24 protein-coding genes are annotated in these 18,968 nt (G+C 61.3%); 8 read left to right on the top strand and 16 right to left on the bottom strand.

Going from position 1 to position 18,968, the window contains the following annotated elements; all coding sequences use genetic code 11:
• Nucleotides 1–233: 233 nt before the first annotated feature.
• The 8 genes from JJB99_RS11490 to JJB99_RS36175 form a co-directional block, all read right to left on the bottom strand.
• Nucleotides 234–1,127 (bottom strand): lytic transglycosylase domain-containing protein, encoded by an 894-nt coding sequence (locus JJB99_RS11490; protein ID WP_246775300.1) that lies wholly within the window; start codon nt 1,125–1,127, stop codon nt 234–236.
• 2 nt (nt 1,128–1,129) lie between these two features.
• Entirely contained in the window at nt 1,130–1,642 is a 513-nt protein-coding gene (locus tag JJB99_RS11485) for a S26 family signal peptidase (protein ID WP_200498872.1), read from the bottom strand.
• Nucleotides 1,639–2,103, bottom strand: a complete 465-nt coding sequence (locus JJB99_RS11480) for a DUF2840 domain-containing protein (RefSeq protein WP_200498871.1) — start codon at nt 2,101–2,103, stop codon at nt 1,639–1,641. Before JJB99_RS11480 ends, JJB99_RS11485 begins: the two co-directional genes overlap by 4 nt.
• Before the next feature lie 289 nt (nt 2,104–2,392).
• Entirely contained in the window at nt 2,393–3,274 is an 882-nt protein-coding gene (locus JJB99_RS11475) for a replication initiator protein A (protein ID WP_200498870.1), read from the bottom strand.
• A 22-nt stretch (nt 3,275–3,296) separates the two neighbouring features.
• The gene (locus tag JJB99_RS11470) at nt 3,297–3,578 is read right to left on the bottom strand and encodes a helix-turn-helix transcriptional regulator (protein WP_200498869.1); all 282 of its coding nucleotides are present in this window, start codon (nt 3,576–3,578) and stop codon (nt 3,297–3,299) included.
• Nucleotides 3,579–3,712: 134 nt separating this feature from the next.
• Nucleotides 3,713–4,123 carry a DUF2285 domain-containing protein gene (locus tag JJB99_RS11465; protein ID WP_246775203.1) on the bottom strand — a complete coding sequence of 137 codons (411 nt, stop codon included), beginning with the start codon at nt 4,121–4,123 and terminating at the stop codon, nt 3,713–3,715.
• 166 nt (nt 4,124–4,289) lie between these two features.
• Nucleotides 4,290–4,484, bottom strand: coding sequence for a transcriptional regulator domain-containing protein (locus tag JJB99_RS11460; protein WP_200498867.1), 195 nt, complete (start codon nt 4,482–4,484; stop codon nt 4,290–4,292).
• Between the two features lie 165 nt (nt 4,485–4,649).
• On the bottom strand, nt 4,650–4,922 hold the full coding sequence (locus JJB99_RS36175) for a DUF2285 domain-containing protein (protein WP_246775202.1): 273 nt from the start codon (nt 4,920–4,922) through the stop codon (nt 4,650–4,652).
• Between the two features lie 231 nt (nt 4,923–5,153).
• Between JJB99_RS36175 and JJB99_RS11455 the strand changes: the two genes are divergently transcribed.
• Nucleotides 5,154–5,381: a helix-turn-helix domain-containing protein gene (locus JJB99_RS11455; RefSeq protein ID WP_140483337.1), complete on the top strand. Its 228-nt coding sequence runs from the start codon at nt 5,154–5,156 to the stop codon at nt 5,379–5,381.
• A 141-nt stretch (nt 5,382–5,522) separates the two neighbouring features.
• On the opposite strand, the gene JJB99_RS11450 is transcribed toward JJB99_RS11455, so the two are convergent.
• Together JJB99_RS11450 and JJB99_RS11445 are read right to left on the bottom strand one after the other, a co-directional pair.
• The gene (locus tag JJB99_RS11450) at nt 5,523–6,713 is read right to left on the bottom strand and encodes a DUF932 domain-containing protein (RefSeq protein WP_200500111.1); all 1,191 of its coding nucleotides are present in this window, start codon (nt 6,711–6,713) and stop codon (nt 5,523–5,525) included.
• A 371-nt stretch (nt 6,714–7,084) separates the two neighbouring features.
• Nucleotides 7,085–7,396: a DUF736 domain-containing protein gene (locus JJB99_RS11445; protein WP_200498866.1), complete on the bottom strand. Its 312-nt coding sequence runs from the start codon at nt 7,394–7,396 to the stop codon at nt 7,085–7,087.
• A gap of 260 nt (nt 7,397–7,656) precedes the next feature.
• Between JJB99_RS11445 and JJB99_RS11440 the strand changes: the two genes are divergently transcribed.
• Nucleotides 7,657–8,067, top strand: coding sequence for a hypothetical protein (locus JJB99_RS11440; RefSeq protein WP_200498865.1), 411 nt, complete (start codon nt 7,657–7,659; stop codon nt 8,065–8,067).
• 38 nt (nt 8,068–8,105) lie between these two features.
• On the opposite strand, the gene JJB99_RS11435 is transcribed toward JJB99_RS11440, so the two are convergent.
• Nucleotides 8,106–10,115 (bottom strand): ParB/RepB/Spo0J family partition protein, encoded by a 2,010-nt coding sequence (locus JJB99_RS11435; RefSeq protein ID WP_200498864.1) that lies wholly within the window; start codon nt 10,113–10,115, stop codon nt 8,106–8,108.
• A 516-nt stretch (nt 10,116–10,631) separates the two neighbouring features.
• On the opposite strand from JJB99_RS11435, the gene JJB99_RS11430 reads away from it, so the two are divergent.
• Both JJB99_RS11430 and JJB99_RS11425 read left to right on the top strand, forming a co-directional pair.
• A complete protein-coding gene (locus JJB99_RS11430; protein WP_200498863.1) occupies nt 10,632–10,946 on the top strand; it encodes a hypothetical protein in 315 nt (104 codons plus the stop codon).
• Between the two features lie 381 nt (nt 10,947–11,327).
• Nucleotides 11,328–11,591: a hypothetical protein gene (locus JJB99_RS11425; RefSeq protein WP_200498862.1), complete on the top strand. Its 264-nt coding sequence runs from the start codon at nt 11,328–11,330 to the stop codon at nt 11,589–11,591.
• A 41-nt stretch (nt 11,592–11,632) separates the two neighbouring features.
• On the opposite strand, the gene JJB99_RS11420 is transcribed toward JJB99_RS11425, so the two are convergent.
• A complete protein-coding gene (locus tag JJB99_RS11420) occupies nt 11,633–11,821 on the bottom strand; it encodes a DUF3606 domain-containing protein (RefSeq protein ID WP_200498861.1) in 189 nt (62 codons plus the stop codon).
• Between the two features lie 244 nt (nt 11,822–12,065).
• Here JJB99_RS11420 and ligD point away from each other — a divergent pair, with 244 nt between their 5' ends.
• Nucleotides 12,066–13,013 (top strand): non-homologous end-joining DNA ligase, encoded by a 948-nt coding sequence (gene ligD, locus JJB99_RS11415; protein WP_200498860.1) that lies wholly within the window; start codon nt 12,066–12,068, stop codon nt 13,011–13,013.
• A gap of 62 nt (nt 13,014–13,075) precedes the next feature.
• Here ligD and JJB99_RS11410 read toward each other — a convergent pair whose 3' ends face one another.
• The 3 genes from JJB99_RS11410 to JJB99_RS11400 all read right to left on the bottom strand — a co-directional run bounded on the left by JJB99_RS11410 (nt 13,076) and on the right by JJB99_RS11400 (nt 15,257).
• Nucleotides 13,076–13,540: a metallophosphoesterase family protein gene (locus tag JJB99_RS11410; RefSeq protein ID WP_200498859.1), complete on the bottom strand. Its 465-nt coding sequence runs from the start codon at nt 13,538–13,540 to the stop codon at nt 13,076–13,078.
• Nucleotides 13,537–14,040 (bottom strand): NUDIX domain-containing protein, encoded by a 504-nt coding sequence (locus tag JJB99_RS11405; RefSeq protein ID WP_200498858.1) that lies wholly within the window; start codon nt 14,038–14,040, stop codon nt 13,537–13,539. Before JJB99_RS11405 ends, JJB99_RS11410 begins: the two co-directional genes overlap by 4 nt.
• 287 nt (nt 14,041–14,327) lie before the next feature.
• Nucleotides 14,328–15,257, bottom strand: coding sequence for a Ku protein (locus JJB99_RS11400; RefSeq protein WP_200498857.1), 930 nt, complete (start codon nt 15,255–15,257; stop codon nt 14,328–14,330).
• Nucleotides 15,258–15,403: 146 nt separating this feature from the next.
• Between JJB99_RS11400 and JJB99_RS11395 the strand changes: the two genes are divergently transcribed.
• Genes JJB99_RS11395 through JJB99_RS11385 form a run of 3 tightly spaced genes read left to right on the top strand, consistent with a single transcriptional unit; the run spans nt 15,404 to nt 17,024 of the window.
• Nucleotides 15,404–15,799: a hypothetical protein gene (locus JJB99_RS11395; protein ID WP_200498856.1), complete on the top strand. Its 396-nt coding sequence runs from the start codon at nt 15,404–15,406 to the stop codon at nt 15,797–15,799.
• Between the two features lie 46 nt (nt 15,800–15,845).
• A complete protein-coding gene (locus tag JJB99_RS11390) occupies nt 15,846–16,295 on the top strand; it encodes a hypothetical protein (RefSeq protein ID WP_200498855.1) in 450 nt (149 codons plus the stop codon).
• Nucleotides 16,296–16,298: 3 nt separating this feature from the next.
• On the top strand, nt 16,299–17,024 hold the full coding sequence (locus JJB99_RS11385) for an SOS response-associated peptidase (protein WP_200498854.1): 726 nt from the start codon (nt 16,299–16,301) through the stop codon (nt 17,022–17,024).
• Between the two features lie 189 nt (nt 17,025–17,213).
• Here JJB99_RS11385 and JJB99_RS11380 read toward each other — a convergent pair whose 3' ends face one another.
• Nucleotides 17,214–18,968 (bottom strand): phospholipase D-like domain-containing protein, encoded by a 1,755-nt coding sequence (locus tag JJB99_RS11380; protein ID WP_200498853.1) that lies wholly within the window; start codon nt 18,966–18,968, stop codon nt 17,214–17,216.

The following is an 18,968-nucleotide window of genomic DNA, read 5'->3' as shown; positions in this document are numbered from 1 at the left end:
TTTATCTCGCCGTCCTGCCGTCGTGGTCTCAAAGTCGCTGAATCCGGAAAGAGCCGCCGCGCCTTGGCAGCCAACATGCGAAGCCCCCACTGCTTCCGAGCGCTTGCGATAGCGATCGTTACCCGAAGGGCCGAGACACCCGAAGGGTGGCTCGGTGAGGAGCGAAGCGACGAGTAGAGCGCGGGCCGAAGGCATCGCCCATACGCCATCACCTTGCGAACCCGCACACGTGGTCATCGCGATACACCCGAATCCGATCGAGGGACGAACATGCCAACAGGCCGGGGCACCATGGGCGCTACATCGTGCGCCGAGATTGCGGTCGTGACACCGCTCGAGGGCATGAGCGCCAGTAACCGATCGCGCGTTTTCATGAGATCGGATCGCGTGACAAATAGCGTCGCAGCTGCTGATGACTGTCCGCTGGACGTCCACGTCGGCGGCAGTTCGATGCCAAGCAGATTTGCAAGCTTTGCGACGTATGCTCGCGTCTCATCTGGCAGAGAGCCGCTTGCGAGATGCTCTTCGTAGCGAGCAGGTCCCGCATTGTACGCCGCAAGAAAGCCCGGTGAACCGTACCGCTCGTGCAGTTCGTGAAGGTACGCCGTGCCAGCAAGAATGTTGTCACGCGGATCGTAGGGATCGTTGCCGAGCTGGTACCGCAGCCGTAGCTCCGCCCACGTCTCCGGCATAATCTGCATCAGTCCCATGGCGCCTTTTGGTGATCTGGCACGCACGCCCCGGGCGCTTTCGACGTGCAGAACTGCGCCTATCCAGCGCACCGGCACGCCAAAGCGGCGCGAGGCCTGCTCGACGAACTCCCCAAACTGATCGCCAGCTCGATGACTCGCTGAAGGCTCCACGGATCGCGTCTCGGCGACAGCAACGGTGTTGCTCACGGTCAGCGCAACGAATACCGGTACGACAGCGCGCAGGCTCCCCTCGAACAAGCGCAAGCATGCCGCCGTGCTCCCGGCCGTCCAGGGTGAAGCCGCTTCGCGCCGGCCATTCGGCCGCCCTGGACCGCCGCTGCGCGCGACGGCCGTGCGATCGTTGGTCGGGACGGAGGAATGGTGCAGCACTTGGCCGAACAGAGGAATGGCTGTTCGGAAACTCAATTCGCGCACGATCAATCCTCCCAGGTCCAGACGGGAAGCGCACGGCCAATGACGGACGATGCCGGCAGTAGCCCGAAGTAGCGCCCATCCAGCGAGCTGGTGGACTGCCAGTTCATGACGAAGAGCTCGCCCTCGCCGACTACGCGGCATCCCTGCCATTTCGGCAGCGGTCGACCGCGTCCATCGCGATCTCGTGCCTCGCCAATTTCGATTGCATCGACGGACACCGCGAGCCCGCTTCTACAGACGGTTTGCCCCGGAAGCGCCAGCACACGTTTGAGCATCGGCACACCAGCTGGCAGATAGCCGTTCAGATCGAGGAAGGTCGCGAGCGGTTCCGGCGGCTGTATGGCGAGGAGTTCTGGAACGAATAGTTTGCCCGGCGGCTGCACACGGTAGAGCCCGATCGGTACGCTCTCGGATGCATTCCAGATGTAGGCCGGCGTGATCTCCAGAACGATTGGCGCAACAAGTGCGACGGCGCCGCCGAGCATCGCAGTCAACGTCTTGAGCCGCGGTGTCATCGCACAATCCTCTGCCGGTGAAGCCACGCCTGGTGGCGGGCTTTCGTGTACGGGCGCGGGTTTTCGTTGACGGACAGGCGGTTATGAACGTGATGCCAATGATCGGGCGCAACATCAGCGGGATTAATCCCGAGCGCCTCAATGGCATCGGTCATCTGCAACACTCGTTCGACCTTCGGCCAGCCAGACAGACGCAGCAGGATCTCCCCGCCCGGCGTCACATACGGCACAGTCGAGCAGCGCTGTCCTGGTGCGACCGCGCGCAAGATGTCGATGCGCGAAATGATCGTCCCAAAGTCGTTCGAGGTCCACCGGACGAAGGCAAAGATGCTACCGGGCGCAAATGACAGGACACGCCGGTGGCGATCAAGCTTCCGTTCCTTGACGATACGACCGAACCGAATGCGGTTTTCGATGCGCTTCTCGAGCCACAACACTTCCACTTCCGTGAGATCGGTCATGCCGTGGCTCTCTGACGCTGGAGCGGGCAGCCGTGAACTGAGGGCTCGGTGGAGAGTGTGTGTGGCCTGCAAACGCGGGCTAGACTGCCGGACCGCCGTTGCCGGGCGCCGACCACGCGGCTTTCGGCCTGATCCGTTAGAAGAAATCCGAAGGATTTCCGGTTAGTAAAGTTAGAGCGGCTGGAAGGCGCGGAGAAACAAGCTCTTAAGTCCGATTCCGGTCCCCGATAGCACGAGGATCTGGTCCCCGATAGCACGAGGGTTGCGGTCCCCGATAGCACGAGCTGACTCACAGGTTGTCCTCCGAATTTGGAATGAGACCGCGCCGGCGCAGGCGTATCGTTAAGGGATCAACGGGTGTCGGCGCGAAGTTCAGCCGCTCGGTGCCATCAGGATCGCGCGTGAGCACAAGCTGATAGCCTGGCAATGTCTGGCGCTGGACGATCTGACGGACGTCGTATGCAAAATGCTTCAGCGGCGAGAGGATGCCGGACTTGGCATGGAGGTGCACAAGATCAAAACTCCAGCCGCCCTCCTGCCGGCCGCCGTGCTTGCGCACGAGCCGGTAGAGCCAGCGCTCCAGTCCGCCCGTCAGATCGAAATAGGCGCGATCGATCGTCAGCACGAGCGCGTCATCGATGATGCCCGCGTAGAACCAATCAGGCAGGATTAGCTCGAGGCCAAATGGACGACCGTTTGCATCGGCGGTCTCCTTCCACTCGTTGATCCAGGAGAAACGGTGCCGCCGTCGTTCTGCCGGCTGGCGGATCGATGTCAGCACGGTCGTTGACTGAAGTCTGTCGAGACCGGCCTTCAGCCGGTCATAGTCGCGCGCGCTAGTCCCGCGCCCGACAAACGTCAGGATCTCATAAGGCGTTGCAGCCATTAGGCGCGACGTCTTCAGGCCGGCGTCACGGGCTTCGACGATCTGCGAGGCGGCCCAGATCAGAACGTCTGCATCCCAGATGGTCGCCATGCCGTGTTCCGGCACGGCTTCGACACGAATTGCGATCGGACCGGCACGAAAATCGATCGGCACGATCCGCCTGGTCTTTGCGAGCGAGAAGAACGGATAAGCCATCAAATCCTGCGCGTCTCGGGCGGCAAGATCACCGGGCAATGCCCGAAAGAGCTCAAGCTGCTCGCGCTCCGAATGGTGTTTACGCCGCATGATCGTTGCTCTCACGCGGCAATCAGCGGCGCTCTTGGCCTGCATACGGCCGCAGCGCCGGATGCTTTTTGGCCGGCAGAACGGTCCCCTTCCCCGGATCGGAGGTCGACGTCTTGGCGCCCCGGTCGGCCCACGCCTTCAGGTCATCAAGGGCGTAGACGACACGTCCGCCAATCTTCCGATAGGTCGGTCCAGTACCGTACGTGCGGTGCTTTTCCAGCGTGCGACCGGACAGGCCAAGATAGCGCGCGGCCTCAGGTGTACGCAGGAAGCGCGGGGGAAGACCGGCCATCGGATCGGGCATTTGAGGACTCCAAGAGGACAGCGCACCACGCTTGGCTAGGCCGGCGTGTGTGCGGACATCATGGAGGAGCAAGATCTCGAAGGGGAATGCCGAATGTTGAGGGTATGATTTTCGGCACCCCTCGGGCGACTGCGCTACTCGTCCCTGCGCCTTGGCCGCAGGAGTTTGCGGTAACCACCGCGCATCAACGCGAGGCCGCTTTGCACCAAGCGGACCGTTCGATTGCGCAGATCATGCGTCTTCCACGCGCGATCGGGCACGCGCTTCTTGCCGAACAGCGCTTCGGCGATAACGCGATAGCTGCCGCCGGCGCTATGCGCATCGAGCGCTCGGATCGCAGCGCTCAAGCGTTCGCGTCGCTGTTTCGAGAGATGATGAAAGGCAGGACCTGGCGCGCGTCCATTCATCGCTCGCCACAGCCGGCGGGCTGCATACGCACGCGCGTCGAAATCGCCGTCAAACGGCAGTTCGGCTGCGTATGACGCGCCGAGCACCGGCGGCTCTTTGGACCAGACACGGTGATCAACCGGGCCGATACGCAGCACGGCATGCCAGCCATCGACAGCTCGGCGCACCTCCCCAGCTGTAAGGTCGAGCAGTGGCTGAGACGGCGCCCCGCCCTCTTCAGGCACTGCGACCTTGACCGGAACGACCGCCGCTAAAACCTCTGGCGCCCAAAAGATCGTTTGCTCGTCGTAGGACCTCTGCGGGTCATGGGCGAAAGCAGAGGCCCCACCTCCTCCTGAATTCCTCGGTCACTTCGCCGTCCGGGCTGCTGGCGATCATCGCCTCAAAGTCGCGTCGGTAGTCCGCGTTGCGGCGAAGACATTCCCAGGCGATGTCGGTGATTTCAGCGTCTTTTAGGCTTTTGTAGGATTCCGGCGACCGCCAGTCGAATTCAGGCATTGCTTCCGCCCCATTGCACACAGCTAACAACGATTGCGCCGCAATAGGTATGAACGAAGCGGTTGCAGGAAGACCCTAGTTTGGCACCACGTGGTGCACCGGAATGACCACCGGTCACCAAAAGAAAATAGTTCTTCCTGCAGGTCACCAGGCGGCGATTCTGTTCTATTTCGAGCCGGTGCCACGTAATAGGCGGCCCTGTTCAGTCATCCATTTAGCGCGCGCAAGATGACTTTGATATGCGCTTCTCGCGCGGTCTGGCTCTCGCTCTGGGTCCATATGCAAGACCACGCGAGCCACTTCTCGCCAGTCTGCCCTCTCGCCTTCCGCCTGCAAAAGGCGAATGTACGTGACGACATGCTGTTCGTCATAGGCAGTCAGCGCCGGCTCGTTCGGTGCGACATCTGCGACGTCAGGATTTAGCGGCGGCTTCGACATCAGAGACTACAATATGCGCGTGATCGAAAATCAAATTGGGACGCGCGAGCCTCGGCGGCTCGAACGGTTCCCAGCCTGAGCATATGGCATGCCACCCGCTCGGGCGAGGGCTCAATAAGCCGCATTTCTCGACGTTTCAGCAATCGAAGCTCCGTCCGTGACCCTCAACATCCAAGCTCCGCGTATTATAACACGTAGCGCCAAAATACGCGATTGCTTCCTATCCTGCGGATGGATATTCGCAAGGTCTTCGGAGCGAACGCGCGTCGATTTCGACTGGCCCTTGGCTTGAGCCAAGAGGCAGTTGCAGAACGCATGGGCGTCGACCGGGCCTTCGTAAGCAGCATGGAGCGAGGGCTGCAAAACGCAACGTTGCTTACAATCTGGCAGATTGCCCAAGCGTTGGATGTCCGACCTGCAGATCTGCTTGAGGAAAAAGTGTCCAAGGTTCGATCCTGACCTTCCACGAGCCGGCCGGAGGCCGGCGAACGCCGGACGCGGATACGCGTCACCGCCGATCCAGCCTGCCGGATCGGCGGCGACGCACCATTCTGGATAGCATGGCCGCGCAACCGAAAGCCGGTCGCGCGGCTCAGGTCATCAGATTGCGCGCTCCATCAATCGTTTCGCTTTGCCTTCCAGTTCAAGTCGTGTGTCCTGATGAGCCTTGCCGCGAGCAAACGCAGTAATGCCTTGCACGAAATCAAAGATGCTTTCCGGCTTGCGGTTTTCCTCGCCCAAGACGGTCTCGATGATCTTCGAGGTCTTGGATTTGGAAAACCCGCCTTTGCGGAGGAACGTCTCCCGGTCGTCGTCCGTGCGGGCAACGATCCGCTCCCGCGCTGCCTTGATCCCGGCCACGAATAGCGCAGGTGACGAGTTGGCAAAGCTCGTTAGCGCTGGCGCAGCTTCATGGGCGAACCGTTGAGCGGCAAATTTGGAATGCCGAATCGTGATCTTCTCGAAATTCTCGACGCCCCAAAGATTACGGTTCATGCAGACGGCGCGGAGATAGAAGCTCGCGATCCCAAGCGTCTTGCTGCCGACTTCACTGTTCCAGCAGTAGAACCCCCGGAAATACAAATCCGGTGATCCATCCGGCAGGCGCCCGGCTTCGATCGGGTTGGTGTCGTCGACCAGAAACAGGAACACATCCCGGTCACTGCCATAGAGCGTGGTCGTGTCCTTGGTCACGTCCACAAACGGATTATGGGTCATGGTGGCCCAGTCCATCACGCCCGGGACCTTCCACCGCGTGTCACCCGTGCCATTGCCCGCGATCTTCATGACCGCTGCGACCAACTCATGATCCCAGATGCGGCCATAGTCCGGCCCGGTCACGGCACGAAGCTCAACGCGTCCGTTGTTGGCCTCCAAGGTTTTCACGAGCTCGGCGCGATGTGACAAAAAACCGTGTTGCAGATTGATAGCGGATAGGGCTGCGGGAAGCTGCCGCAGATAAGATGTCGGCGCACTGACCAGCGTACACAACTGGCCAAAACTCCAATGGGTCGGCGCCACCGGCTCGTCACGTCCCGGCACCGTCAGGGTCAGCCGCTCGGCATTGTCCCGGCTCGCCTCCACCCGGATCGCGCGGCTCTCCACCGTCCGCGCCTGCGCGCGCTCGGCCCGTCCTCGCACTGCTTCATAAAGGTCCGGCAGGTTCAGATACCGCTCGTCATCCGGTCGCGCAAACCACTCGGACGACACGCGGCCGATCCGCTGGCCGCGCGATACATCCACGCGGAAACCTCCCGAAACAGGCTGTTCGCTCTGGGACAATGTCATCATGTTCATGGTCGTTCTCCTATGGGCTGAGGTTGAAGCGCAGCGCTGCGCTGCAACCCTGCCCGTCGGCGAGACCTGGGGTAGCAAGGGCAAGGGCGGCCGGAGCGGAGGGGGATCACCCGCCTGACAAGGGCGCGCGAAGCGCGCGTCTGCACGCGCCCGACGACATCGTCGTCGTGAAGATCTTTTGCGCGGAAGACCGGGGATACCGCTCCGGCCGGCACGGCGAGCCGTGCTTCACCCTTGCCTGCGCGAGGGCGGAGCCCTTAGCAATCTCCTCAAAGAAAAATGCGCTTCTTCTTCCTCCCGAAGCGGCGAAATAAAATGCAGAAAAGCCCCGCCTCCGAGGAGGCGGGGCTGACGATCCCGTGGGATCAGTCGCCGTTGCGGCGGGACCAGATCAAGGCGAAGCCCTCGTCGCCTTCGACCTTCACCAGCGAGGCGTAGATCGGGGCCGGGAAAGTCGGATCGTCGAGCTTGACCGAGAGGTATTCGCGATCGGTCTCGCGGGCGGTCTTCTTCCAGGCGGCACCGAGCTCGGTCGTACCGGCGAAGATGCGGTAGTCGGGCGCCTTGTCGTTGTCCTTCTCGGATGCCGCGAACCTTGCCTTGACGTTCAGGGTCAGCGTCTTGATCGAACCGATGTAGCCGTTGTCCGAAGCGGTAAAGGTGCCGATGGTAGCCATGATGGTCTCCGTTTGTTGCTCGGGCCGCGCCCATCGCAGCCTCGATGGCGATCCTTGGCCCGGGGAGCGATCGGCCCGCAGCCGTCAGGCCCGCAGCGACAGCGGAGGACGGCGATAGCCTGCTTTTTTGTCTTCCCGCGAGGAATGCCGCCACTTCGCGGCAGGGGAAAAAAGCAGGCGCAGCCGTTGCGGGAAGGCGATCAAGGCTCTTGCCGGCCCTCGGGCCTGATCAGCCCATTCGAGGTTGCGTTGGACGCGCCATGAACGAACTGACGGAGACAACCATGGCGGCCGACACCGACGCGGCACAAGGACATGCCTGGGCGGATCGAACATCTGCTGGCACCCGCGCATCAACGGCAAAAAAGACGCATCTTGGCAAACACAAGCGAAACCAAGCGCATTTTCGCGTAGGAGACCAAATGTGCCGCTGGAGTTATCTGCCTGCGCGCGATCTCGATGCTCGCAGTCATCACACCATCAAAGCGTCCGCCCTGAATCGCATCGTCCTGATGAGGCGAGTGCGACACAGCCGTCCTCACTGGTGCGGCAAACGGCGTGGATCGGACAGATCGTGGCCCATATCCGAGTCGAGGGCTTGTGTGGGCGGTCGCCGCTTTGCATTGATCGAAGCGGCCGCGCGCGGGTCCGGCGCGCGGCCGAAAATTTAAAACCCGCCGGGGGCGCCTACGCGGCCCCGGCTCAGTCCTCATTCCGCGGCCTCCGAATACGCGTCGCCGTCCTGCACGTCAGTTGAAGCATCGGCGCGATCCTGCGACTTCGCTGTTCTCAGCAGCGAAGGCAGCCAGTCGGTCGCCGCTAGCAATTGTTCGGCGGCTTCCGCCATGTCGACCTTCTTCATGTCCACCATACGCTCGGCCGCCTCGGCGCTCACGCCCTCGCAAACCGCCTCCAGAATACGCGCCTTGGTGACGCGACCCAGATAGCTACGCACCGTCGGCCGCCAATAGCCGGTCATGTCAAGAGACACGGCTTCCGCCAGCCGGTCGGCCGTTGACAGCGCCCGCGGCCGCCGCTCCCACGGCAGTTTCACCGCATTGACGGTCAATGCGGTGCAATGCGCAAACAAGGCCATGCGGCTGTCGTGGTCGAGTTCGGCCACGAAAGCCCAAAGACCAGCCACGTCCCGCGGCATCTGCCTTGCCCAATTGGCGTGACGATCCGCCCAGGCCTTGCCGGCGGGTGTATCCTCGATACCGTCCGCATGCCCAGCCAAATCGGTCTTGACTGGCTGGATACCAACGACATGCGCATCCGCGCCGAGATAGAAGATTTGGGCCGCGAGCGCATGCGTGACGGCCACGATTGCGGTTTCGGGCTGTTCGCTCAAATTGAGCCTCAGCCCCAAGGTGCGATGTGCGGTGAGGTCGCGAACGAGAACGTCAGATAGGGGTCTGTCGTCGTCCTCGTCCTCCGCAACGGCTTCTTCATGACCACCTTGCGCCGCATGGCCATCTGTGTCCGCGCCCTCATTCGCCCCCTGCGGGTCGCTCCCTTCCTCCGTTTGGGCTTGGGGTTTCTCGTCTGCCGGGCGGATGAACCCGCGCTCGATCCGAATGCTGCCGTCGTGATTGAGGATCACGAAAGCGCCTCCGCGTGCAATGTCGTCAGGATCATAGGCCTGCCGCTTCGCTTCCAGCCGCTCGATTTCGGCCTCAAGCTCGCCGAACCGTGCATCTACGTCGTCAGCAAGTTCCTCAGCCGCCTGATGCTGTTCGGTCAGCCGATCGAAATCCGTCTGTGCCGCAGTAAGAGCGGCCTGATCTTCCGCGGAAAGCTCGACCGGATGCGGATAGGTCCGCCGCATGCCGTGCGCGTGCGGAAAATCAAGATGGGCTTCCGTCCATTTCCAACCCTCGGCTGACCGCACCGCATCGGCCTCACGGCCGAGCTTTGCGGTTACCAAAAGATCGAGCAGCGCCACATCCTCCAGATAGCCGCCGCGATCCTCGGTGAAAAGATCGCGAAGGACCGTACCGCCTGCTTCGGTGTAGGCCTCGATCCCGACAAAGCGCGCGCGGCGGTCGGTGGCGGCCACGTGGGTTTCGGTGAGCATGCGGCGGATGGTGCTGGCATCCCGGTTATAGGACAGGCGCTCATAGACGCCTTCCTGCCGGGCATGATCATCGGTGATGGCAAAGGCCATCAGCTGTTCTAGCGTCAGATCGCCATCGCGATAGACCTGCATCAGTTTCGGGGAGACCGCGCCGAGCCGTAGGCGCTGCCGCACGACATGCGGCGTCACGCCGAAACGGGCGGCAATTTCCTCTGCACCGAAACCGCGTTCTTCCGCCAGCTTCTTGAACGCCTCGAACTGGTCGGCAGGATGCATGTTTTCCCGGGTGACGTTCTCGTCCAGGCTGATTTCGTGCGGATCGTTCGCGGTGTCGATGATGCAGCGGATCGGCTCGGTCTTCTTGATCTCCTTCCGCTTCGCCCGCAGAAGCTGGGCAAGGCGTCTGCCCTCACCGATGGTCACGAAATAGAACCCCGTGGTCGCTCCTTCTCCGTCCAACTCCGGTTCGATCACCAGATTTTGCAAGATGCCCTTGGCGGCGATGCTCGCTGCATACGCCTCGATCGCCGCCTCGCTGTGCGGCGTCTTGCGCGCGTTCTTCGGCGACTTCTTGAGCTTGTTCAGCGGAATGAAAATCTCCGTCCCGCTCTCGGGAATGGCTTCAATGTGCTTGGCCGACATGATCAATCTCCCTTTGCCTTCATGGGTGCAGGGCGCACTCCGCGCCTGCGCCCCTGCCCGTCGGCGAGACCGGGGGTAACAAGTGCCAGGGCGAACCGGGCGGAGGGGGATCACCCGCCCGACAGGGCCGCTCAGTGAGCGGGTCTGCACAAGCGCATGCCGGTCTTTCGGAAGAGTGAGGAATCAGAGGACGCGCGGAAGACCGGGGAGACCGCTCGGGACGGCGCCGGCGTAAGCCGACGCTTTACCCTGGCGCGCGCGAGGGGCAGCGCCCCTTAGATCTCAACCATGAGAATGCCGGGTAGCCCGGCAGAGCTCACAACAAGAGAAGAGTGAGAGAATCAAAAGAGGCACCCGCAGGAGGGTCAGCATAGCGCCGACGCGTAGCGGCGGGACCCGGGACCGAGTGCAGTCGCGAGACCGGTTAAGAAGGCACCCGATCCGAAGGGCAGTGATAGCGACGCCGGCATGCAATGACGGCGGGCCCGAGGGCGAGTGCCTCCGGCGAGCGACTCAATGCGGATCACGTCTCGTTGGTATCAGTTTTGCTTTTGTGATAGCGTCTCACCGGTGCGCATGTCGATGCACGGCGTGGGCATGTTCACTGAGTCAATTCTTTACAGAGGACGACATGGCCAAGAAAGCCAAGAAGGCAAAGAAGACCGCGAAGGCAGCCACCAAGAAGGTGGCAAAGAAGACTTCAAAGAAAAAGAAGTAGTCGTATCGGCTACTGATTTATTGCCGCCTCCGGGTCGCAACCCGGATGAAAAGCGAGACCTCCCAAAGGATATGAAGCGTCCTTTGCAGCCGTTCGGTATCGCGGCACGCTAGGATAAGGCCGGACCTTTGTGCAGGTGGCTGCTGCATAAAGGTCCGGTTTTTCGTTTCTGCCCCCGCAAGGGGGTGATCTGCTCTAGTGCGAGGGATCGAAGCCGCAAGGCCGAGACGCTGCGTGGCTCGGTTCACCAGAGCCCAGTGCGGCGACAGCCGCACGCGCAAAACGGATAAGGGAGCACCACTTGAGCTCGCACGTCTGAAGTATCGGAAAACGGTTTCTTCGGTTCGTTCTCGCCCACCCTACCACCTGGCCGGCTGGAAAATTCGGCCTTCGAAAAACCACGAGATCCCACGATCCGGAATCCCAGCCGTGTGTTAGCGATGGGGAACGTCTGCGGGACTAAACGATTCGTCTCAGCGTGGGAGAACCTTTCAATGCTGATGACCAAGCAGAGACGGCCGGCGATCCGCACCCTGCGCGGTTGGGCGATCAACGTGCTGAACGAAGCCGGCGCCATCCGCGAATGCGAGGACCACGGCTGGATGCAAGACCGCGCCGATCCGCATGCCCGAGAGCGGGCCTTCGACATCGCCCGTCGAGACCTGCCGGAAGGCGTATCCCGTCAAACAGCGGAGGCCGCAGTTCGCGACGTTCTGGACTCGATCGGTGATACCTGCCCTGAATGCCCCTCCGACTAGAACGATCGCCGCCACCCTCGGACGCCAGCCCGTCTCTCGACTCAGCGGCCCAGCCGTTTCTCAACACGCTTGCGCGAGTTGCCGACCTTCTTGACTGCCTTTTTCACCGCGGGTGCGGACTTTCGCGTCTTCTTCGCCTCGTACCGCACTTCATAGTCCTGCCCGCCAGCCACCCGCGCCCGGTCCTGTTTTCGTCCGCGCGCCGTCTTGCTCTTCTTCGCTACCGCCATCGGTGCCTCCCGTTGTGACATCGAAGCAAACGCGACAAGGATTCGCAGGTTCCGGAACGATTCGAACTGTACCAATTTGAATCGGCTGTAGCGTGGAGTTCTTCAGTGGCGTTTCAGCGTAAAAGGCCGGCGGCTATCGGTGTCACGGCGCTTTTCCCGGGCTTCATCGAACCGGCCCTGGCCACTCGAGCGATAAGGTGCCGTCCATGCATTACGCAACACGCTCTGAAGGATTGGCCCTTGAATGAGCCGAACGTCGACCCTGCCCAAACGCCTACAGCCAATGCTTGCTACGCTCACCGACGCGCCGTTCGACGATCCCGGTTGGGTTTTCGAGGATAAGTACGACGGCTTCCGGATGATCGCGGAAATCCGCCGGGGCAAGGTTTCGCTCTACAGCCGCAACGGCAAGATCATCAGCCGCAGCTATATCGAGGTCGCCAAAGCGCTGGAGGGCGTGAAGGGCGACGCCGTGATCGACGGTGAGCTCGTCGCGATCGGAAAGGACGGCGTCTCGCATTTCCAGCTGCTTCAGAACGCGCTGCGCCATGAAGCGAAGCTCCTGTATTGCGCTTTCGATCTCATGTTTCAGAACGCAGTTGATTTGCGCAAGCAGCCTCTTCTCGAGCGCAAGGAGCGGCTGAAAGCGATCCTGCCGAGCAACCGGTTGATCGCCTTCAGCCGCCACCGCAAAGCAAACGGCACGAAATTCTTCGCCGAGGCCGAGCGGAAGGGTCTGGAGGGCATCATGGCGAAGCGCGCCGACAGCGCGTATACCTCCGGAAGCCGAACGGCGGATTGGCTGAAGATCAAGACGGCAAAGCGACAGGAAGTGGTGATCGCGGGCTTCACAGCGCCCAAGCGCTCCAGGCCGTTCTTCGGCGCCCTGGTCCTCGCCGTGCGGGAATACGACGCATGGCGCTACATCGGGCATGTCGGCACCGGCTTCAGTCACAAGGTCCTGGGAGATCTCCATGCCAAGCTCGTGAAGCTGACCACTCCTAAATCACCCTTCCCTTCCAAAGTGAAGGACGAGGGCGCCACGACCTGGGTCAAGCCCTCGTTGGTTGCCGAGGTCAAATTCGCGGAGTGGACGAGTAAGGGCGAACTGCGCCAGGCCGTCTACCTTGGGCTCAGGTCTGACAAGCGGGCGAGGGAGGTCGTGCGCGAGCGAGAACGTCCGCGCAAATAGCGCTCCCCTCCGAGCGTAACCCGGCAAACGGAAGGGATTAACCGGCCCTCCGCGGTGGGCACTCAGTCGCCTCCGAGGTAGTGGATTTCCGGACGCATGCCATCAGGCGTGAGTTCGAGCGTCGCAAACGTGATCGGCAGCTTGAAACGCCGGGGTCCCGCGCTGCCGGGATTCAGATAGAGAACGCCACCGACCGTGTCGATCTTCGGCACGTGGGAATGCCCGGAGACGATGACGTCGATGCCGGCGCCGCGGTCGGCTTTCAGCGTTTTCAAGTCGTGCAGAACGTAAATCGACCTACCTGCCAGGCGCACAAGGTTCGTGTCGGGGTAGTCGCGAGCCCACTCGCCACCATCCACGTTCCCACGAATGGCCGTGACGGGCGCAATCCGGCGAAGCGCATCGACGATCTCGGGGCGCCCGATGTCGCCGGCATGGATGATGTGATCGACGCCCGTCAGGCCTCGTTCCGCCTCGGGCCTCAACAGGCCGTGCGTGTCGGAAATGATTCCAATCCTGAACATCATTTCTCGGCGCTCTCAACCGCAATCGCCAAAAGTCGATCGAGAAGCTCAGCTTGAGCGGACAGCATCTTGGTCCGCGCGAGCTCGATATCAAACCATTCCGCCCGGTCGACTTCGGGAAAGGTCTTCCTTCGACCGCTTCGAGGCGGCCATTCGATATCGAAGGTATTACTGGTCAGCGCTGCCGGATCAAAGTGGCCCTCGGCGGCGAATGCGATGACGCGCTTCCCTCCTCGCTGTCGGACTTCCCCCAGCGCCTGGAGTGGACCAATCGAAGCGCTCGGGCCGAGTTCTTCGGCAAATTCGCGTCGAGCGACGTGCTCCGGAGCATCATTAGCATCGATTTCGCCCTTAGGAATGGACCAGGCGCCATCATCCTTCTTACGCCAGAACGGACCGCCGGGATGAACGAGCAGAACCTCGAGCCCACGAGCGCCCTTGCGGTATGCGAGAATGCCCGCGCTGAAGGTCGATCTCTTGGAGATCTTTTTCACGGCAGCCATATCGCTCCTGCTTTGCAGAGCAATCGAGAGCCGGCGAGCCGTCGTCCCGCCATACCGGACCGCGCTCGCCGAGCGCCTGCTTAGCCTCGTCCACGGTCCTATGCACCGTTACTGCGGCCTCGCGGTCGGCCGCCTTCCTGGCGCGCGCACCGACCCGCCGGGCCGCCATTAGACGGCTGACGAGATGATCTCGCGTGACCTCGTCGAGACGGGATTTGCCATTCGCCAGAGCCTGCCGCGGACGACGAAGGAGTGGCCGTCCGGCGTCACCGGATGCTTCACGACACCTAAGCCGACTTCCGCTGCGGCTTGGCCGCCGGCTTCTTCGCCCCGGTCTCCTTCGCCGGCTTCTTGCCTGCGATTGGCATCAGCATTTCTTTTTGCCCGACGGCCGCCTTGCGCGGCTTTTTTCCTGATTTCTTGGGTGCCTCTGTCGCAGCCCCCTCTCTTCCGATGCTCTTGCGCAGCGCGTCCATCAGGTCCACCACGTTCTCGCCGCGGGGACGCGCTTTCGCGGTGATGGGTTTGCCGGCGCGCTTCTGATTGATGAGATCGATGAGGGCAGTTTCGTACTGGTCTTGGAACTTGTCCGGCTCGAAATGGCCCGCCTTCTGATTGACGATGTGTTTGGCGAGATCGAGCATGTCCTTGGTAACTTTGACATCCTGGATATCGTCGAAATACTCTTCGGCGGAGCGCACTTCATAAGGGTAGCGCAGCAGCGTTCCCATCAGCCCCTTGTCCAGCGGCTCGAGCGCGATGATGTGCTCACGATTGGTCAGCACTACCCGACCAATTGCCACCTTGTTCATCTCGCGGATGGTTTCCCGAATGACGGCGAAGGCATCGTGCCCGACTTTACCGTCGGGTCGCAGATAGTATGGACGGATCAGATATCGCGGATCGATCTCGCTGCGGTCGACGAACTCGTCTATCTCGATGGTGCGCGTCGATTCCAGCGCGACGTTCTCAAGCTCCTCCTTGGTCACCTCGATAAAGGTGTCGGTATCAACCTTGTAGCCCTTGACGATGTCCTCGTTGTCGACCTCCTCGCCGGTGTCGGCGTCGACCTTGGCGTACTTGATCCGATGGCCGGTCTTTCGGTTCAGCTGGTTGAACGAGACTTTTTCGGATTCCGAGGTGGCCGGATAGAGCGCGACCGGACAGGTGACGAGAGAAAGACGCAGGAAGCCTTTCCAGTTAGCGCGGGGGGCCATGCCGGGGAACTCCGATACTAATACCGGATTCAAGACGAACGATCCGGCTTGGTTCCGACATCGCGACCCGTCCCACAGGAGGATTTTTTCTGACCGGCTGTCCCGGTCGGACTCGACATTTGTTCTTGTTATGTTCTAATTCGAGCATGACCGACCGACCCGCGAGCTGGCGCATGCCGACCCCGAAACAGATGCAAAAATTGGCCGTTGAAGCCTACCGTAGACGTGCGCCGCCCGCTGCCGCTCCAGATGCCCCCCTCCCGGCCGAATATTGGGAATCGGTCCTCAAAGACCCTCGCGCCCACGGGACCGTGGCGCAGGCTCGTGAGCGACGTCTTTCGGAAATCAAAGCCCACGTGCTGCGCGTCTCCTGCCGCCGCTGCGAGCGGACCGTGGAAATCCAGACCGCCGATGCCGTCCGGCTGTATGGCACCAACGCAGTCTGGAAGGACGTGGCGCAGCGGTTGCTCGACAACACCTGCCAGCAGCGCACCGGCAGGCATGAAGAAGACGGGTGCTGGCCAGCGTTCGAGACGCCGTAGTCGCTCTGGATTTGCCGATCCGATCTCTTTGCGCCTGGATGTCCGGATGGCCCCGAAGTATCACCCTACGCCCCTGTCGGGCGGCGATCGCAAGGCTCTGGCGAAAGAGCTCGGCAAGGCACGTGCGATGGCTAACATCCTGGCCATCCAATCGGCGGAGATGCGGGCCAAAGGCGAGGCGATGATCCAGCAAGCCGACAGGCTGCTTTGCGAAAGCTGGAACGAGCGGATGTGGAGTGACGGCGAACCGATCGATCCATCGCCGACCATCGATCAGGCGGTGAACGGAGGCTTCGCTTGGCTCGAGATCAGGTGCGCGCGCTGCAAGACGCCGAGCGATGTGGACCTCGCGGCCATGAAGCACCCGCCGACCACCTTCGTGCACGATCTCGCCAGCCGGCTGCGCTGCCGCAAATGCGCCAAGGCGGGCCGGCGTCCATCCGCGACTCTGCTACAGTTGACGTGGCAGCCGCGTCACCCTCGAACCGAATCCTGACCGATGTGCAATCCTTATTCGATCACGACCAACCAAGCCGCAATCAGCGCGCTGTTTCCTGTCGTGAACCAATACGTCGGCAACCTGGCGCCGATGCCCGGCGTGTTTCCGGACTACAATGCACCAATCGTGCGAAACGGGACCGAGGGCCGCGAGCTCGCTACGGCGCGGTGGGGAATGCCATCGTCGTCAAAAGCGCTGATGGACGCCACGAAGAAGCGAGCCGAGAAGTTGCAGGCCAAGGGCAAGGCGGTGGATTTCAAGGAATTGCTCAGAATGGAGCCGGACAGCGGCACGACCAACATCCGCAACGTGAAGAGCAAACACTGGGCCCGCTGGCTCGGCGTCGAAAACCGCTGCGTGGTGCCGTTCAACTCGTTCAGCGAGTTCAACAAGGCCGAGGGCGGCGGTATCTGGTTCGCGCTCGATGAGACCCGCCCCCTCGCCTGCTTCGCCGGCATCTGGACCAACTGGACGTCTGTGCGGAAGGTCAAGGAAGGTGAGACTACCAACGACCTTTATACGTTCCTCACGACGGAGCCGAACGCCGAAGTCGGCGCCATCCACCCCAAGGCAATGCCCGCTATCCTGACGACACAGGACGAAGTCGAAGCCTGGATGACGGCAACTCCGGACGAGGCCCTGAAATTGCAAAGGTCGCTTCCGGATGGAATCCCCCGGGTCGTCGCCCGGGGCGTCAAGGAAGACCAAGCAGGGTCCACAATGTAACCGACGAGACAGACTACCAACGGCGCCACCATGCATCGACGCATGGGGGGGGCGCTAGACAACGTCTGCGACGATCGCGCTCCAAGCGCCATGCCACGACGGGGATCAAAAAGGCGTAGGTTTCTCGCCGGTTCACTCCAAAAATGAATATGCGTGCCTTGGCGGGTTCCAAACAACTCGCGTCAGTTCTCAGGCCTGGCAGTCGAGAATATCGCGGTCAATTCCGGCGATTTCGCTGAATTTACTCTTGAGATGGCCAACCAGTCCCGGTCCTTTGACGATGACACCTATTTCCGCCCCGCGTGGCTTCCATGGATTGGAGGTTGTCGCGAGCCAGTTAAAGCTCGTGATCAGCAAAGCGTCATCGTCCCAGGTCATGAATTTTCCGTGGACCTGATCGACGGCGAAAAGCTTTATGCCAACTTCAGAAAGCGCGGCCGCAGTGCGCTCACGCTCTTCGGGTGAGACGCTTTTAGCGAGCTTGTTGTGGATGAGCGCTACGGCAACCTGGTCCCTGTCGGTCGCTCGCATCGGCACGAAAACCGATGTTTCACCGGCAGGTCCCAACAGATCGCAGACGGCGACGATGCTGGAGTTTGCGCCATCACGGGCTTCGCGAACGGCAGCCAAGTGTTCATGATCTCTCAGCACCGCTACACGATGTGGCCCCTCGATCCGCGCGTCAGCTCGGCGACATTCATTGCGGAGCTCAGCCAGACGATAGACGTCCTTTGTCCACTTGCCCGATGATGGAATCCGAAGAAACGCCAGAGTCGACGCAAGTGTGGCGACCACGTGCGGCTCCCGCAGCCTGATCGACACTTCAACGGATTTGTAAAGCGAGGAAAGCCAATTGCACGATCCGACGCAAGCTTCATAGGATCCGTGAGGTCCCGAATCCGCGAGCACGATCTTGGCATGAGATCCGGTCTCGGTCTCGGCGAAGCGCAGGTATGATTTCGTATGAGGAGACAGCTTGTCGAACATCGCCTTTGCTTCTCGAAAATCCTTCAGCGCTTCCTCGTTCAGCTCCTCGTTTCGTTGACCCCACAGGAGATCAACTCTCACTTTGCGCTTCGCCGCGGCCTCGAGATCTGGCATCAGACGGCGAACGGCTTCCGTTCCCACAAAGCATGTATGGATCACCACGAACGATTTTGCATCCGAAAGGACCCGTTTCAGCTCCGACAGATGAGCAGGTCCACCAACGACGAGATCGTCCGCGGTCACCTCGGCATAGCTATAGCCATCCTCTGTTTCCAGGCGGGTATCGGCACGAGCGATCACTTCTTCAGCAGCTGTATCGTCGCCCGCTTCAGGCGACATGGTTACGGCCTCCACGATCGCTTGGCGAAATTCGGGAGAGGTATATTGCGGCAGTCCCTCGACCTGGTAACCGGAGATTTGCACCGACGCGAAAAGACGCTGAGCCGTGATCCTGTGGTCGACCCACTCCTCGAAGGTCTCGTCCTCCTTCATGTACAACCGGTCGACACTGCCTGTCGGCGACATGGTCAACTTGAAAACCCTCGGTCTCAGAACGAAAGCATTCTCGGGAAGCTTGTCCTTGTGGATAAGGGTGAGATCCTCGGGCTGGAAAAAGCTCATGGTAATCCGCTCCATGCACAAAGTGTCGCGCCTGCGCAGGTTGCGGGTATCTTCAGGCAGCTTCTTGAGAGTCGCCGCTTTCTTGCCACCTGCCGTCGCCTCAAACGCTACACGGCCTGAGCTCGTGTGAATGTCGACCCATCCGACACCGATCAGCTCGATCAGGCATTCGACAACGAGTCGAAGCGGGACGCTGGAGAGTTCAGCAAGTTCGACGGAAGTTGCCCGTTCCTGGGCAAGCTTCCACAGGATCATGTGCTCGAACGCGCTCCACGTGCGGCCCTGCTTGACGATGTAATCCGCCCGAACCTTGTAGATCGGAATATAGACCGTCAT

The organism is Bradyrhizobium diazoefficiens, assembly GCF_016616235.1.
GTDB classification, from domain to species: domain Bacteria; phylum Pseudomonadota; class Alphaproteobacteria; order Rhizobiales; family Xanthobacteraceae; genus Bradyrhizobium; species Bradyrhizobium diazoefficiens_H.
This window is presented reverse-complemented; position numbering and strand designations above follow the sequence as displayed.